Consider the following 14,915-nt stretch of genomic DNA (forward strand, 5'->3'; position numbering starts at 1 on the left):
CCGCCGGAACATCATTGCGAAAGGCCCTCCAACCTATGGTTGGAGGGCCTTTTTGCGTTCGTGCCATACCGACCACTCGGCGGGTTCTGGGGCTACCGTGGAGCTATGGCGACCACGAAGATCGGCACGCACATCAATGCGCCCCGCGCGACCGTGTATCGGCTGCTGGTCGATCCCGATTCCGTCAAAGCCTGGATGGTGCCCGACGGGATGGTCAGCGAGGTGCATCGGTTCGAGCCCGAGGAGGGCGGGGTCTTCTCGATCACCGTCACCAAAGACGAGACGTCCGATGCGGCGAAGACGGTGCCGCCGCACCATGCCTACTACGGGCGGTTCCTGACACTCATCCCGGATGAGCGGGTGCGGGAGGTCCTGGAGTTCGTCACCGAGACACCGGATATGGCGGGCGAGCAGACCATGACCTTCGTGTTGGCCGACGCAGCAGGAGGGACCGATCTCGAAGTGCTGCACGAGGGTGTGCCGCCGGGCATGACCCTCGACGAGAACACCAGGGCCTGGCAGGTGGCGCTCGCGAAGATCGTCGCGCTGGCCGAGCGCGGCACGGTCGACTGACCGGCCGCACCCGGCGCCGGGTCAGCGCACCGCGTCGTCGGCGCGGGGCGTGATAGTCGATGCGGGCACGAGGTTCCATGCCTCGAGCTGCTTGCGGATCTGCTCGGCGGCGTCGATATTGAGCGGGCCGCTGGTCCACAGCGCGTACGGCAGGTTGAAGAACCGGCCGTCGCGGACCGCGCGCAGGCCGTTGATGCCCGGTTTGGTGCGCAGCAGCTCGACCTTCTGGGCGTAGGACTGCCCGGGGTAGTCGACGAACATGATGGCGTCCGGGTCGGCGGCGGCGAGCCGCTCCCAGGAGACCTTGGTCCAGGTGTCGGCGACGTCGTCGAGGATGTTGCGGGCGCCCGCGGCTTCGAGGATCGCCTGCGGCGCACCGAATTTCCCGCTGGAGTAGATGGTGTCGGTGCCGCTGTCGAACAGGAACACGGTCGGCGCCTTCGCCGGTTTCGGTGCCGCGGACAGGGCGGCGAGCCTGCTGTCGAGGTCGGCGGTGACCTCCGCTGCGCGGCCGGGTCGGCCGGTGATCGCGCCGAGATCGGTCAGGTCGGTGCGCAGCGCGGTCCACGGTTCGACCGTGCCGCGGGCGGCGGCGCCGTCCTGCTGACGGCAGCTCTCGGTGAGGATGTAGGCCGCGACGCCGTCCTTCTGCAGGGAGGCGGGAGTGAGGTTGCTAGCCTCGTCGTAGCCGTAGCTCCAGCCCGCCACCATGACGTCCGGGCGCTGCGCGAGCACGGTTTCGCGGGACGGGTATTCGGGGGCGACGGATTTCAGCCCGTCGACGACGGCGGCGCCGTAGTGCTTGCGCAGGGTGTCGGCGTCGCGCTGGATGCTCGACACGGCGGTCACCTGGTCCTGCGCGCCGAGGGCAAGCACCATCGAGATGAGGTTGCCGTCGTTGACGAACAGCCGCTGCGCCGGCGCGGGGAACGGAGTGTCCTTGCCGCAGTTGCGCACGCTGATCGTCGTCGCGGTGTCTGCCGTGGTGCCGGTGCAGGCCGCCAGGACGGCGGCGAGTGCGGTGGTGGCCAGGATCCGGCCGGTGTTCTTCATCATCGCGCCTTTCGCGGGGTGATCAACAGATGGTCTTCGCCGGTCGCCGGATGTTTGACGCGGGTGGCGTCGACACCGAACACCTCGGCGAGGACCTCGGGGGTCAGTGCTTGCGCGGGCGGTGCCGGTGGTCGGGTGGAGCCGTTGTGCAGCACGATGATCCGATCGCAGTAGCGGTCGGCCAGCGACAGATCGTGCAGGGCGGCGACGACGGTGCGCCGCAGTCCGCGCACCAGGTCGAGGAGCGCGAGCTGGTGGGTGACGTCGAGGTGGTTGGTCGGCTCGTCGAGGAGCAGCACCGGGGTGTCCTGGAGCAGCGCGCGGGCCAGCAGTACTCGCTGCCGCTCGCCACCCGACAACTGCTGCACCGGCCGGTCGGCGAAGCCCGAAAGGTCCACTGTTGCCAGTGCTTCCCTCACCTGCTTCTGCTCGCGCGGGGCACCGAGCCCCCACGGCGGTAGATACGGAGTCAGGCCGAGGGCAACCGCCTCGCCGACGAGCATGTCGGCGGGTGGGCTCTCGTCCTGGGCCACCAAGGCCACCGCGGTTGCCCGCTGTCGTGGCCGTAGCCCGTGCAGCATCCGGCCGTCGACGAGCACGCGGCCCCGCGCGGGTTTCCGGATACCGGCCAGAGTTCGGAGCAGCGTCGTTTTGCCGCTGCCGTTGGGCCCGACAATGCCCACGGTCTCGCCGGGTTCGATCGAGAAGTCCGCGCCGACAACGATGTTCCGTCGGCCGGCGGAACACGTCAGCTCGACCGCCCGCACCGCCCCGGACGGCGCGGCGCTCGATCGGGCCGCGCTGTCGACGGTCGCGTGGGCTTCAGCACTGCCGACATCGCCGTGCTCGGTGCCGTTCGCCCGGTCGTCGAGGGGATCGTCCGGCGCAGGACGACGTGCAGTGTGTTCGTGCGCGGTCACGAGGTGCCGAACTGGTAGCGCCGTCTGCCCATCAACAACAGGAAGGTCGGTGCGCCGATCAGACCGGTGAGGACGCCGACGGGGATCTCGGTGGGCCGCACCAGGACCCGGGTCGCGGCGTCGGCGACGACGAGAAACAGCGCGCCGCACAGGGCGCAGGCGGGGAGCAGGTTGCGGTGGCGTGGACCGACGATCATGCGCGCGGCGTGGGGGACGACCAGCCCGACGAAGCCGATCCCGCCCGACACCGCGACCAGCACGCCGACGAGGACCGCCAGCAGGACGAACAAGCCGATGCGCAGTTCCTTCACCGGAACACCGATCGACGACGCGGTGGTCGCGCCGAGCGTGAGCGCGTCGAGCCACCCGGCGATGGTCATCAAGACGGCACCCGCGACCAGCACGACGACCAGTGGCACCGCGAGTGTCGTCCAGTCCGCTCCGGCCAGGCTGCCGAGCAGCCAGAACAGCACGGACTGCGCGGCGGCCGGGTCGGTACTGCGGAACACCAGATAGCTGCTGAACGCAGCGAAGGCCGAGCCGAGCACGGTGCCGGTGAGGACCAATCGCAGTGGCGTCAGACCGCCCTGGGCGAAGGCGACGAGGAAGACGAGGGTGGCCGCGCCGAACGCACCGGCCAGCGCGCCACCCGAGAGCGCCCAGATGCCCGCGCCGGCGAACAGGCCCGAGGTGATCACCGCGGCCGCACCAACGCCCGCGCCGGAGGAGACACCGAGCAGGTAGGGATCGGCGAGTGGATTGCGCACCAGTGTCTGCATGGCCGCGCCCGCCAGCGCGAGGCCGGCGCCGACCACGGCGGCCAGGACCGTGCGTGGCACCCGGAGCTGCCAGACGATGGTGTCGATGCCCAGGTCGGTGGGTGTCGTGCCGGTCAGGCGGCTGCCGAGGGTGTCGAGCACCGCGGACACGGGGACGATCTCGGCGCCGAATCCGGTCGCGCCGAGCATGGCGATCAGCAACAGCGCCCCGAGCAGGGGCAGGGCGAGCGAGATCCGAGCACGGATCATCGCGGATTCTCCACAGGCAAGGCGCGGCCCTTTCAGAGGGTGCCCGGCGAGGGAGGTCTGACTCTCGCCGTGAGGCGATCACAGTGGCGCGACCGTCCCGGAATTGCACCGGATTCCCGCACCCGCCGGGGATGACACATCGACTCTAGCGCGGCACCCGGTGCCACAGAGCTACCGGGGACGGCGGCGGATGGCGACGCGCCCGGCCCGGTTTCCAATCACGGTAAGGCTAAAGCTGTTCGGCGAATCGCCCGATTGCTTCAATCCGTACATGCACCGACCGAACACCTTCCTGCCCGGCCTGCGTGGCCGAGCCACCGCCGCGCTCCTCGCGGTGGCAACCGTGGCGACGCTCGGCCTGAGCGGCTGCTCGAACGGCAGCGACGCACCGGTCGGCACACCCGACGCGCCGCTGCCGACCGAGGTGCCGCCGGGCACCACCCTCATCGTCGCCGATCAGCAGGAGCGGTTGCAGTCGGCCCTGCGGCTGTCCGGGGAGCTGGACAAGCTGCCGTTCAAGATCGAGTTCGCCAACTTCATCGGCGGGCCGGCCATTCTCGAGGCGTTCCGGGCCGGCGCCGCCGATGTGGGCCAGGTGGGTGACGTCCCGCCGATCCACGCGCTGGCCGCCGGGCAGGACGTGCCGATCATCGGCTCGTACCAGACCAATCCGCAGGCGCTGAAACTCGCTGTCGCGCCGGGACGCGCGATCACGAAGCTCACGGATCTGAAGGGCAAGAAGATCGCCTACGCCGAGGGCACCGCGCAGCAGGCGGCGGTGCTCAAGGCGCTGACCAAGGCGGGGCTGAAGCCGGCCGACGTGCAGCTGGTCCGGTTGCAGCTGGCGGAATTCCTCGACGCCGTGCGCACCGGTCAGGTCGACGTGGCTCCGCTGATCGAACCCAATGTCACCCGCCTGCTGCGCACCCAGGGCACGTCGCTGATCCCGGACTCGGAGACCACCGGCATCTACAGCGGTCTGGCCTACCTGTACGCGCGCCGCGCGGTGGTGCAGGATCCGGCGAAGGCGGCGGCCACCCGTGCCCTCGTCGGCGCGTTCGTGCGGGCCTGGAACTGGACCAACACCCATCGCGAGGAATGGGCGACCAAGTACTACGTGGAGATTCAGAAGGTCAGCGCCGACGACGCGAAGCGGATCATCGACTCGCTGGGCACCTACACGTTCCCGCACCTGGATCAGCAGTTGATCGCCCGCCAGCAGACCACCATCGACGCGATCGACGCCGTCGGCGAGCTGCCGAAGAAGATCAAGGCCGCCGACGGCTTCGATCTGCGCTTCGACGCCGCGGTCACCGAGGCTGTCACCGCCGGCGGGGCGGCGTTCGCGCCGGCGACGAGCTGATGGCCACCATCGACGCGGGTGTGCTGCGACGCATCCGCACCGGCACCGCCGCCCCGGTCGAAGCGCTCGCACCGCGCGGGCGGGGCAGGCGCAGGCTCGGGCCGGGTAAGCCGATTCCGTTCGGGTTCGCGCTGGGACCGGCATTGCTCATCGGCGCGTGGGTGCTCGGATCGGCCACGGGCGCACTGGAGCCGGAGACGCTGCCCGCGCCGTGGACGGTCGCGCAGACCGCGGGTGACCTGATCGCCGACGGCCGCTTGCAGTCCAACCTGCTGACCTCGCTACAGCGCGCGGCGATCGGGCTCGGACTCGGTGTGGTGATCGGCGTGGTCCTCGCGCTGGTGGCGGGGTTGAGCCGGATCGGGGAGGCGGTCGTCGACGGCCCGGTGCAGATCAAGCGCTCGATTCCGACGTTGGCGCTGATCCCGCTGTTCATCGTCTGGTTCGGCATCGGCGAGGAAATGAAGCTGATCGTCATCACGACCAGCGTGCTGATCCCGGTCTACATCAACACCCACGCCTATCTGCGCAGCGTGGATGCCCGGTATGTGGAGCTCGCCGAGACGGTCGGGCTGTCGCGATGGGAATTCCTGCGGCGGATCGCGCTACCAGGGTCGCTGCCCGGCTTCTTCCTCGGGCTGCGGCTGGCGGTGACCATCTCGTGGCTGGCGCTGGTCGTGGTCGAACAGGTCAACGCGACCAGCGGCATCGGCTATCTGATGACGCAGGCGCGCACCTACGGACAGATCGACGTGATCGTCGTCGGTCTGGTGATCTACGGACTCCTCGGGCTCTTCGGCGACCTCGCCGTGCGGGCGGCGGAACGGAAGGCGCTGGCATGGCGACAGACACTGGGCGATTGAACGAAGAGCGGATCGTGGTGCGCACCGGCGCACTCACCCGTGGCTTCGGGGATCGAATCGTGTTGAACGGCATCGACATCGAGATCCGGCGCGGCGAGTTCGTCGCTCTGCTCGGCCGTAGCGGTTCGGGCAAGAGCACGCTGCTGCGGGCGCTGGCCGAACTCGACGCCGACGTGCCGGGTTCCGGCGAGCTGACCGTGCCGACCCAGCGGGCGGTGGTGTTCCAGGATTCGCGACTGCTGCCCTGGGCGCGGGTGCTCGATAATGTGGTGCTCGGGCTCACCGGGCGCGACGCCGCCGAACGGGGGCGCTCGGCGCTGGCCGAAGTCGGGCTGGCCGGACGCGAGAAGGCATGGCCGCGTGAGCTTTCCGGTGGCGAGCAGCAGCGGGTGGCGCTGGCCAGATCGTTGGTCCGCGAGCCGGAACTGCTGCTGGCCGACGAACCGTTCGGCGCGCTCGACGCACTGACCCGGATCCGCATGCACGCCCTGTTGCAGGCGCTGTGCGAGCGGCACCGGCCCGCCGTCCTGCTGGTGACCCACGACGTGGACGAGGCCGTGTTGCTCGCCGACCGCGTGCTGGTCCTGGACGAGGGCCGGATCGCCATCGATCAGCGCATCGACACGCCGCGCCCGCGCAGGCACGCGCACCCGGAGTTCGTCCGGCTGCGCGAGGTCCTGCTGGCCGGGCTCGGCGTGGACACCACCGAATTCGAGGAAGTGAAAGCAGCGTCATGAGTGCACCGCGGCAACTGAGTCTCAACGCGTTCATCTATCCGTCGGGGCACCACGAGGCCGCCTGGCGGCATCCCGACAGCAGGCCCGAGCGCATCTACGACGTCACCTACTACCAGGAGATCGGGCGCACCGCCGAGGCGGCGAAGCTGGACGCGGTGTTCTTCGCCGACGGGCCCGCCCTGCGCACCGATGTGCGCCACAATGCGGCGCCGGGACTGGAGCCGATCACGCTGCTGACCGCGATCGCGGCGGCCACAACACATCTCGGCCTCATCGCGACCGCATCGACCACCTACTACGAGCCCTACAACCTGGCTCGCCTGTTCTCCTCGCTCGACCACATCTCCGGTGGGCGGGCGGGCTGGAACATCGTCACCACGGGAACCGACCTGGCGGCGGCCAACTTCGGGCTCGACCGGCACCCCGATCACGCCGAACGATATGCCCGCGCCCGGGAATTCGTCGACGCGGTGGTTGCCCTGTGGGACAGCTGGGAGGACGACGCGATCCTGCTCGACCGGGCGGCGGGCATCTACGCCGACCCGGACAAGATCCATCCGATCGACTTCGTCGGCGAACATCTGCGCGTGCGTGGGCCGTTCAATGCCGCGCGGACGCCACAGGGTCATCCGGTGCTGGTGCAGGCGGGCGCCTCCAATGAGGGGCGGGCCTTCGCGGGCAAGTACGCCGAGGCCATCTTCACCGCGCACCAACGGCTTTCGGATGCGCAGACCTTCTACGCCGATATCAAAGCCAAGGCCGCGGAGTACGGGCGCGATGCCGACGAGGTGAAGATCCTGCCGGGGATCAGCCCGTTCATCGCCGACACCGAGGCCGCCGCGCTGCGGCTGGAGCGGGAGTTCAACGAGCTGACCGTGCCCGAGTACGGGATCAAGCAGCTGGAATCGATCACCGGCACCTCGCTGCGCGCCCTCGCGCTCGACGAACCGGTGCCGGTGGAGGTCTTCGCCGGGGCCGGTGATGTCACCGACAATGCGCGCAGCAGGTTGCAGGTGGTGGCGGGCATCGTCGAACGGGAACGGCCGACCCTGCGTGGGCTGCTGCACCGGCTGGCGGGCGCCCGCGGACACCGGGTCTTCGCCGGTACGCCGGAGCAGGTCGCGGACACGATCGAGGAATGGTTCACCCAGGGCGCGGCCGACGGTTTCAATGTGATGCCGCCGTACTACCCCGGCGGGCTCGAGGTGTTCACCGAGACGGTGGTGCCGATCCTGCAGGAGCGCGGGCTGTTCCGCACCGAGTACACGGGAACCACCCTGCGCGACCACTTCGGCCTCGCCCGTCCGCGGAGCCGGTTCGCGCCGGAACCCGTGACCGTCGGATGAGGGTGCCGGACGACGAAAACTGTTGTACTGCTCGGCGACTGGATAGCCGTCGGCGGGCCTGTATCGGGCAGGCACGATGACCGCGGAGGTGGTCGATCCCGGTCCGGTGCTACTGCGGTCGCTGGTGTGGCCGGTCTTCGCGCCGATGGCGCTGTACGGCATCGGGGTGGGGGCCGCCGCGCCGATGTACGCGCTGCGTGCGCTGGATCTCGATGCGTCCGCGGGTGCGGCGGGGTTGATCGTCGCCCTGGGTGGGCTCGGGATGGTGCTGACCGATCTGCCTGCGGGGCGGATCGTCGCGCGGATCGGGGAGCGGGCGGCGGTCGGGGTCGGCAGTGTGCTCGGCACGGTCGGGGTGCTGGCGGCGATCTTCGCGCCGAATCTCGGTGTGCTGGCAGTGGGTTTGCTGCTCAACGGGGCGGCGGGTGCGGTGTGGGGATTGGCGCGGCAGACCTATCTGGTGTCGGTGGTCGCGCCGGAGCAGCGGGGCCGGGCCATGTCGACGTTGGCGGGTGCGCATCGGCTCGGGTTCTTCTGCGGGCCGTTTCTCGGTGCGGCGCTGGTGCACGGGTTCGGGCCGGTGGGCGCGTTGTGGCTGCAATTGGTCACCACGCTGCTGGCCAGTGCGGCGATGGTGACGATCCGCTCCGGTGAGATCGGCCAGGCGACGCTGCGCCCGCTGCACACCGTGCTCTCCGAAAACCGCAGGGCGCTGGGCACTCTCGGGCTCGCCGCGGTGGCGGTCGGTGCGGCGCGGGCGTCGCGTTCGGCGCTGTTGCCGCTGTGGGCGGCGCATCTGGGTATCGACGCCGCGACCACCAGTCTGCTGTTCGGCCTGGCGGGCGCGGTCGATGTGCTCATGTCGTATCCGGCCGGGGTGTGGCTGGACCGGGCGGGCAGCCGCGTCACCGGCATCGCCTGCGGCATCTGCTTCGCCGCCGGTTACGCGGTGCTGCCGTTCACCTACTCGGCGCTCACCATGGGCGCGGCGACCATGCTGCTCGGCCTGGCCAACGGGCTGAGCAACGGTCTGATCATGACCGTCGGCGCCTTCGCGGCACCGGAGGACCGCCGCGCGGAATTCCTCGGCGCCTGGCGGCTGACCCACGACGTGGGCATGTTCGCCGGTCCGGTCGCGGTCGGTCTGGTCGGCGCGTTCGCCGGGCTGGCCGCCGCCGGAGCGTTGCTCGCGTGCGGCGTCGGCCTCGGCACGATCGCGATGTATCGCTGGTTCCCTGGCCCGGTACACCGACGGAAGTCCCGGTCCCTCTGCGGTGAACCGCCGACGCGGTGACCCTCCGTCACCGGATCGACACGAGCCGGGGCGAATCCGCGCTCCTACAGTGGAGGAATGTCGTCGATCGACAGACATCCGTCCACCGTCGCGGACTTCGACGATGCGCGACGGCGGACCCGGCTACGCGAAACCCGCCTGGGACACGGCTGGCGGCGGTGGCGCCGAACCAGACTGGTGGCGCTGCGAACCCTCGGAGTGCTGCTGGTCGCGCTGATGCTCTTCGTGCAGTACTGGGTGCACGACGTGTCGCCCGAACGCGAACGCCTGGCCCAGACCGATCCGGCCTTGCTGCCGGCCCACCTGCCCGCCGACGCGCGCGACTGGGACACCGCGGTCGTCGACCTGGTCGGGCTCGGCGGCCTGGACGCGGGGCCGACGGCCCGGGCACTGCCCTCGCTGAGCCGTTTCGGCGTGGTCTGGGCTGTGCGGTACGACAACGCGGGTATCGACACCAAGGTGATCGCCGAGATGATCGTGCGGGCCGCCAGATACGGCAACGTACGCAACATCGTGCTGGTCGGCCACAGCATGGGCGGGGTGATCGCGCTCGAGGTGGCACGACACATTCATCTGGGCAGCGACCGTCGCCTCGTCGCGGTGATGCTGGACTGCACGCCGATGGATCTGAACGCGGTCCGGCCCGAAAGCCGCAGCCGCGGTGCCGATCTGGCACGGTTGATGGGCTGGTTGCCGGGGGCCAGGGAGAGCAGGCTGTTACGTTTCGCCGTCGAGGTCGCCGCGCGGCGTGAACGCTTCGCGCACCGGGGTGCGCTCGTTCCCGACATCGACTATTCCACGCTGCGCGAGGTGGCCTCGGAGGTGTTGCGCGACAAGATCTTCTCGAAGGACGCCGCAAGCAACGGATTGATCGAGGCGCAGTTCCTCGCGATCGTCGCGGGCGGCAGCACTGCGGATCTGCGTGCCCTGTCCCGGCCGCACCCGGACAAAGAGCGTCCGGCCATCGTGTTTCTCCGGCCGCGTGAGGCCTGGCGCGATCGGATCGTCGACGTGGAGTATTCGCACGAGGTGCTGATCGAGCACGCCGGTGGGGTCGACGGCACCTTGCTGGTGGTGATGCCCCGCCGGACCGAGCACGCGAATCCGATCCAGCGACCCGCGGAATACAACGCGATCATCGAATCCCAGGTGTTGCCGTTCGTGCGCCGCTACCAGGAGCAGATCCGGAATCAACCGCCGTGAATCAGCGCACCCGCGTGCCGAGAATGGTGCGCACGCCCGCGAGGAACAACTGCAGACCGAAGTCGAAACGCGCGGTGGGGTCGGGGGTGTCGTGCAGGGGAGAGGCGTCCTCGGGCAGCGCGCCGACGGAGTCCATCTGCATGCGGGACTGCTCGTCGACGGTCTGGCCGAGCACGTAGTAGAGCAGGGTGTAGGCCGTGAGTTCGGCTTCCTCCCTTGTCATTCCGGCCCGGATGACGATGCCCGCGAGGCGTTCGCGCGCCTTGCTGGTGGTCAGGCGCGAGGCATAGGTGGCCGAGACCAGTTCGGCGCCGTCGCGGTAGGCGAGCAGGCAGTTGCGCAGGCGATGGGCGAGTTCGGTGAGCTGCTCCGGCCATCCGGTGGCCGTGATCGGCTCGTCCATCGGCGCCAGGATCCGGTCGGCGACCGCGCCGAGCAGCGACTGCTTGTCCTTGACGTGCCAGTACAGCGCGCCCGGCTGCACCTGCAGTGCACCGGCGAGCCTGCGCATCGTCAGATCGGCGAGTCCGTACCGGTCGAGAATGTCGACGGCGGCATCGACCACATCCGTCTTCCGCAGCTGCACGCGCGTCCTTCCGTTCGAATTCACCGACCCGGGTGTCGTGTCTCACCCTTAGCAGCTACCCTAGCCTGAACACCGTTCAAGTTGCACGGCTACGCCGGGTGGATCACACCCGTGCCACGTGCACGTACCCCGTCGAAGGGACATCACGTCGTGACACAGGCACCCGTCCAGACCGACATTCTGGCCATCGCCCGTGAGCAGGTGCTCGAGCGCGGCGAAGGCCTCACCGAGGCGCAGACCGTCGAGGTGCTGCGTCTGGGCGACGATCGCCTGGAAGCGCTGCTCGAGCTCGCCCACGAGGTGCGGATGAAGTGGTGCGGCCCCGAGGTCGAGGTCGAGGGCATCATCAGCCTCAAGACCGGCGGCTGCCCCGAGGACTGCCACTTCTGCTCGCAGTCGGGCCTGTTCCAGTCGCCCGTGCGCGCGGCCTGGCTCGACATCCCCAGCCTGGTCGAGGCGGCCAAGCAGACCGCCAAGACCGGCGCCACCGAGTTCTGCATCGTCGCCGCCGTCCGTGGTCCGGACGAGCGCCTGATGGCGCAGGTCGCCGCGGGTGTCGAGGCCATCCGCAACGAGGTCGACATCCAGGTCGCCTGCTCGCTGGGCATGCTGAACCAGGAGCAGGTCGACCAGCTCGCCGCGATGGGCGTGCACCGCTACAACCACAACCTCGAGACCGCCAAGTCGCACTTCCCGAAGGTCGTCACCACGCACACCTACGAGGAGCGCTGGGACACGCTGCGGATGGTGCGCGAGGCGGGCATGGAGGTCTGCTGCGGTGGCATCCTCGGGATGGGCGAGACCATCGAGCAGCGCGCCGAATTCGCCGCGCAGCTGGCCTCGCTCGAGCCCGACGAGGTGCCGCTGAACTTCCTCAACCCGCGTCCCGGCACCCCCTTCGGTGACCTCGAGGTGCTGCCCGCCGCCGACGCGCTGCGCGCCATCGCCGCGTTCCGCCTCGCGCTGCCGCGCACGATCCTGCGCTTCGCCGGTGGCCGCGAGATCACCCTCGGTGACCTCGGCGCCAAGCAGGGCATGCTCGGCGGCATCAACGCCGTCATCGTCGGCAACTACCTGACGACTCTCGGCCGTCCCGCCGAATCGGATCTCGATCTGCTGGGTGAGCTGAAGATGCCGATCAAGGCGCTCAACGAAACCCTCTGAGGCATCGGCACAGTAGGGTGACTGACATGGACGAGCGCTATAACCCGTTCACCGGCAAGCGGATCGTGCCCGGACTCGACGACGCGATGCCCGCGGCCGCCGCGCTCGGGCTCGAGCCGCCGCGGTTCTGCGAGCAGTGCGGCCGGCGGATGATCGTGCAGGTGAGCCCCGACGGCTGGTGGGCCAAGTGCTCCCGGCACGGGGTCATCGAATCGGCGCAGCTGGAACGCCGGTAGTGGTCGCCGAGGTCGGTGCCGCTCCGCGCCCCGAGGTCCTGCGCCGTGAACTGATCGGCGTCGGTGTCGTCGCGGCCGTCGTGCTCGCGGTGAGCGCGGCGGCGGGCGTGGCCTGGGGACTGCTCGCGCCGACCGAACGGCTGCGGGTCACCCAGCCCGGTCGTGCCGCCGTGCTCACCGGCGAGAGCCTGCACCTGTTCGATGCCGTCGGGATGTTCCTGTGCCTGGGTGCGGTGGTCGCGGTGCTCAGCGCGGTCGCCGCCTGGCGGGTGCGGATCGTGCGCGGCCCGTTGCTGGTCGTCGGAATCCTGCTCGCCTCGGGTCTCGGTGCCGCGGTGATGATGTGGGTGGGTGAAGGGTTCGCCGAGCTCAGGCATCCGCGTCCGGACGATCCCGCGGTCGGGCAGATCGTCGCGTTGCCCGCCGAGGTGGGCACCGATCTCGCGCTGCTGGTGCAACCGTTCCTGGCCGCGCTCGTGCTGTTGTTCCTCGCCGCGCTGCACCCGCGCACCGATCTCGGTTCCGGCACTGCGGGTTTGCTCGGCGACCTGCGCCCGGCCGAGATCGACGACTATCCGCTGCCGGTCCAGGCCACGGAGTATCGGCCCAGCGGCGATTTCGATTCGAGTCCGCAACCGCGCGCCTGAGCGCGATTCCGCTTCGTCCCGACCTCTACCATCGTCTATAACGGCAGGTAGACGGCTCGAGAGGGGCGGTCGTGGCATTCATCGGTGGTGGTCCGGTCGTCGAGGAACTGGACGCGAAATTCTGGCGACTCACCGAGCCGCTCACGTATCAGGGTGCGGTCCAAACCTTTACGATCCCCGCCGGTTTCCGCACCGACTTCGCGTCGGTGCCACGTTCGCTGGTCTGGCTGATCCCGCGCTACGGCGCCTACACCCGGGCCGCGATCCTGCACGACTACCTGTGCCGCTCGGACACGATCAGCCGCGCCGACGCCGACGGTATCTTCCGTCGCTGCCTGCACGAGTTCGCGGTCTCGACGCCGCGGCGCTGGATGATGTGGGCCGCAGTGCGTCTGGGTAGCAGGCTGCGTGGCGCGACACCCGGTGACATCGCGCGCTGGGTCGTGATCGCGGTGCCGTCGGTGGTGTTCCTGACGGTGCCCGTCGTGGTGGTGACGTTGTCGCTGTGGCTGTTCTGGGCGGTGGAGCTGGCCTTCTGGGCCGTCGGCAGACTCGGCAAGCGGACGACTGAGCCGCCGCCCACCCCGCAGATGAAGACGGCCTAGCCGAACTTCACCCAGAACGGGCGATGCGCGACGCCCGCGACCTCCCTAGCGTCGGTCCCTGGAGGACTGGGCGGCATTGCGCGAAGTCCTCTCCGGCTGTGTTCACCAGACCGAGGGAGTGTCGATGTCCGAGCCGAGCACGAGCGCCGCAGCGCCGCCGTCCTGGTCGATTCCCCGCGGACTGATCGTCTTGTTGTCGCTGGCCGCGGGTGTGGTCGCGATCGCGGGACTGAAAGTCTTCTCGGGCATCGTCGGGCCGTTCTTTCTCGCCCTCATGCTCACCATCGCGGTGCAGCCGTTGCAGGGCTGGGCGCAGCGCCGCGGGTGGTCCGCGTGGGTGGGGATGGTCATCGCCCTGTTGGCGGTGGTGGGGATTCTGCTCGGGATCGGCCTGGCACTGGCGGTCTCGGCCTGGCAGCTGGCCTCGCTGCTCCCGGAATACGGCGACAAGCTGAACGCGCTGCTCGACAATGCCCGCGGGCTGCTCTCGGATCTGGGCATCAGCTCCGACCAGATCCAGAAGGTGCTCGACGGCATCGATGTCGGCAAGGTGGCCGAGTTCGTCGAGCAGCTGCTCGGCGGGGTGCTCGGAGTGTTCTCGAATCTGTTCTTCGTCCTCGCACTGCTGCTGTTCATGGCCGTCGACGGGATGACGATGGACAAGCGGATGACCGTGGTGCAGGGGCAGCGGCCCGCCATCGCGGGCGCGCTGCTCTCCTTCGCCGAGGGCACCCGCAAATACCTCGTCGTGTCCACCGTGTTCGGCGCGATCGTGGCGGTGATCGACGGTGGCGCACTGTGGTTGATGGGGGTGCCGCTGCCGATCCTGTGGGCGCTGCTGTCGTTCATCACCAACTACATCCCGAACATCGGCTTCGTCATCGGTGTCATCCCGCCGGCGCTGCTGGCCCTGCTCGACAGCGGGCCGGTGCTGATGATCTGGGTGATCGTGGTCTATTCGGTGATCAACTTCGTCATCCAGTCGATCATCCAGCCCAAATTCGTCGGTGACGCCGTCGGTTTGAGCGTGACCGTCACCTTCCTGTCCCTGGTGTTCTGGGCATGGGTGATCGGCGCGCTCGGTGCCCTGCTCGCGATCCCGCTGACCCTGCTGGTCAAGGCGCTGCTGCTCGATATCGATCCGTCGACGCGCTGGGCCGATGTGCTGATCGGCGCGCCGCTGCCGAAGAAGGTGCCGGAAGAACAGGCGCGGGAGCGAGAAGCAGAGCGACCATGACGACGTGCTGCGGCGCCCCCGGAAAACCTGTGGCGCCCACCGGCGCGGCTCGCCTACCGT

General features: G+C 69.4%; 16 protein-coding genes. 12 read left to right on the forward strand and 4 right to left on the reverse strand.

Annotated elements, in window-relative coordinates; translation table 11 throughout:
• The coding region (locus IEY60_RS30260; protein WP_229740264.1) for an SRPBCC domain-containing protein at window positions 1–573 on the forward strand (573 nt) is incomplete at its 5' end.
• Between the two features lie 21 nt (window positions 574–594).
• Here IEY60_RS30260 and IEY60_RS30265 read toward each other — a convergent pair.
• Genes IEY60_RS30265 through IEY60_RS30275 form a run of 3 tightly spaced genes read right to left on the reverse strand, consistent with a single transcriptional unit; the run spans window position 595 to window position 3,574 of the window.
• Window positions 595–1,626 (reverse strand): ABC transporter substrate-binding protein, encoded by a 1,032-nt coding sequence (locus IEY60_RS30265; RefSeq protein ID WP_189034118.1) that lies wholly within the window; start codon window positions 1,624–1,626, stop codon window positions 595–597.
• Entirely contained in the window at window positions 1,626–2,546 is a 921-nt protein-coding gene (locus tag IEY60_RS30270) for an ABC transporter ATP-binding protein (protein WP_229740265.1), read from the reverse strand. The genes IEY60_RS30265 and IEY60_RS30270 overlap by 1 nt, the downstream gene beginning before the upstream one ends.
• Window positions 2,543–3,574, reverse strand: coding sequence for a FecCD family ABC transporter permease (locus IEY60_RS30275; RefSeq protein WP_189033938.1), 1,032 nt, complete (start codon window positions 3,572–3,574; stop codon window positions 2,543–2,545). The genes IEY60_RS30270 and IEY60_RS30275 overlap by 4 nt, the downstream gene beginning before the upstream one ends.
• Before the next feature lie 271 nt (window positions 3,575–3,845).
• Between IEY60_RS30275 and IEY60_RS30280 the strand changes: the two genes are divergently transcribed.
• The 6 genes from IEY60_RS30280 to IEY60_RS30305 all read left to right on the forward strand — a co-directional run bounded on the left by IEY60_RS30280 (window position 3,846) and on the right by IEY60_RS30305 (window position 10,380).
• Entirely contained in the window at window positions 3,846–4,937 is a 1,092-nt protein-coding gene (locus IEY60_RS30280) for an ABC transporter substrate-binding protein (protein ID WP_189034120.1), read from the forward strand.
• Entirely contained in the window at window positions 4,937–5,800 is an 864-nt protein-coding gene (locus tag IEY60_RS30285; protein ID WP_189033939.1) for an ABC transporter permease, read from the forward strand. The genes IEY60_RS30280 and IEY60_RS30285 overlap by 1 nt, the downstream gene beginning before the upstream one ends.
• Window positions 5,776–6,537 carry an ABC transporter ATP-binding protein gene (locus IEY60_RS30290; RefSeq protein WP_189033940.1) on the forward strand — a complete coding sequence of 254 codons (762 nt, stop codon included), beginning with the start codon at window positions 5,776–5,778 and terminating at the stop codon, window positions 6,535–6,537. The genes IEY60_RS30285 and IEY60_RS30290 overlap by 25 nt, the downstream gene beginning before the upstream one ends.
• On the forward strand, window positions 6,534–7,883 hold the full coding sequence (locus IEY60_RS30295; protein ID WP_189033941.1) for an LLM class flavin-dependent oxidoreductase: 1,350 nt from the start codon (window positions 6,534–6,536) through the stop codon (window positions 7,881–7,883). Before IEY60_RS30290 ends, IEY60_RS30295 begins: the two co-directional genes overlap by 4 nt.
• Window positions 7,884–7,959: 76 nt before the next feature.
• Entirely contained in the window at window positions 7,960–9,177 is a 1,218-nt protein-coding gene (locus tag IEY60_RS30300; protein ID WP_189033942.1) for an MFS transporter, read from the forward strand.
• Window positions 9,178–9,234: 57 nt separating this feature from the next.
• The gene (locus IEY60_RS30305; RefSeq protein WP_189033943.1) at window positions 9,235–10,380 is read left to right on the forward strand and encodes an alpha/beta hydrolase; all 1,146 of its coding nucleotides are present in this window, start codon (window positions 9,235–9,237) and stop codon (window positions 10,378–10,380) included.
• Between the two features lies 1 nt (window position 10,381).
• Here the strand turns inward: IEY60_RS30305 and IEY60_RS30310 are convergent, their stop codons facing one another.
• Window positions 10,382–10,966, reverse strand: coding sequence for a TetR/AcrR family transcriptional regulator C-terminal domain-containing protein (locus tag IEY60_RS30310; protein ID WP_189033944.1), 585 nt, complete (start codon window positions 10,964–10,966; stop codon window positions 10,382–10,384).
• 150 nt (window positions 10,967–11,116) lie between these two features.
• On the opposite strand from IEY60_RS30310, the gene bioB reads away from it, so the two are divergent.
• From bioB to IEY60_RS30335, 5 genes are all read left to right on the forward strand, one after another.
• The gene (bioB, locus tag IEY60_RS30315) at window positions 11,117–12,130 is read left to right on the forward strand and encodes a biotin synthase BioB (protein WP_019046302.1); all 1,014 of its coding nucleotides are present in this window, start codon (window positions 11,117–11,119) and stop codon (window positions 12,128–12,130) included.
• 26 nt (window positions 12,131–12,156) lie between these two features.
• Window positions 12,157–12,366 carry a biotin synthase auxiliary protein BsaP gene (gene bsaP, locus IEY60_RS30320; RefSeq protein ID WP_189033945.1) on the forward strand — a complete coding sequence of 70 codons (210 nt, stop codon included), beginning with the start codon at window positions 12,157–12,159 and terminating at the stop codon, window positions 12,364–12,366.
• Window positions 12,366–13,013 (forward strand): DUF2567 domain-containing protein, encoded by a 648-nt coding sequence (locus IEY60_RS30325; RefSeq protein WP_189033946.1) that lies wholly within the window; start codon window positions 12,366–12,368, stop codon window positions 13,011–13,013. The genes bsaP and IEY60_RS30325 overlap by 1 nt, the downstream gene beginning before the upstream one ends.
• Before the next feature lie 71 nt (window positions 13,014–13,084).
• A complete protein-coding gene (locus IEY60_RS30330) occupies window positions 13,085–13,618 on the forward strand; it encodes a DUF1353 domain-containing protein (protein ID WP_189033947.1) in 534 nt (177 codons plus the stop codon).
• A 124-nt stretch (window positions 13,619–13,742) separates the two neighbouring features.
• Entirely contained in the window at window positions 13,743–14,855 is a 1,113-nt protein-coding gene (locus IEY60_RS30335) for an AI-2E family transporter (RefSeq protein ID WP_189033948.1), read from the forward strand.
• The last annotated feature ends 60 nt before the right edge of the window (window positions 14,856–14,915 follow it).

Source organism: Nocardia rhizosphaerihabitans (assembly GCF_014646295.1).
Lineage (GTDB): Bacteria > Actinomycetota > Actinomycetes > Mycobacteriales > Mycobacteriaceae > Nocardia > Nocardia rhizosphaerihabitans.

Coding starts and splice junctions, on each gene's coding strand:
- IEY60_RS30265 (WP_189034118.1), bottom strand. CDS start 1,626: ATGAAGAACACCGGCCGGATCCTGGCCACCACCGCACTCGCCGCCGTC.
- IEY60_RS30295 (WP_189033941.1), top strand. CDS start 6,534: ATGAGTGCACCGCGGCAACTGAGTCTCAACGCGTTCATCTATCCGTCG.
- IEY60_RS30300 (WP_189033942.1), top strand. CDS start 7,960: ATGACCGCGGAGGTGGTCGATCCCGGTCCGGTGCTACTGCGGTCGCTG.
- IEY60_RS30280 (WP_189034120.1), top strand. CDS start 3,846: ATGCACCGACCGAACACCTTCCTGCCCGGCCTGCGTGGCCGAGCCACC.
- IEY60_RS30275 (WP_189033938.1), bottom strand. CDS start 3,574: ATGATCCGTGCTCGGATCTCGCTCGCCCTGCCCCTGCTCGGGGCGCTG.
- bsaP (WP_189033945.1), top strand. CDS start 12,157: ATGGACGAGCGCTATAACCCGTTCACCGGCAAGCGGATCGTGCCCGGA.
- IEY60_RS30305 (WP_189033943.1), top strand. CDS start 9,235: ATGTCGTCGATCGACAGACATCCGTCCACCGTCGCGGACTTCGACGAT.
- IEY60_RS30285 (WP_189033939.1), top strand. CDS start 4,937: ATGGCCACCATCGACGCGGGTGTGCTGCGACGCATCCGCACCGGCACC.
- IEY60_RS30335 (WP_189033948.1), top strand. CDS start 13,743: ATGTCCGAGCCGAGCACGAGCGCCGCAGCGCCGCCGTCCTGGTCGATT.
- IEY60_RS30290 (WP_189033940.1), top strand. CDS start 5,776: ATGGCGACAGACACTGGGCGATTGAACGAAGAGCGGATCGTGGTGCGC.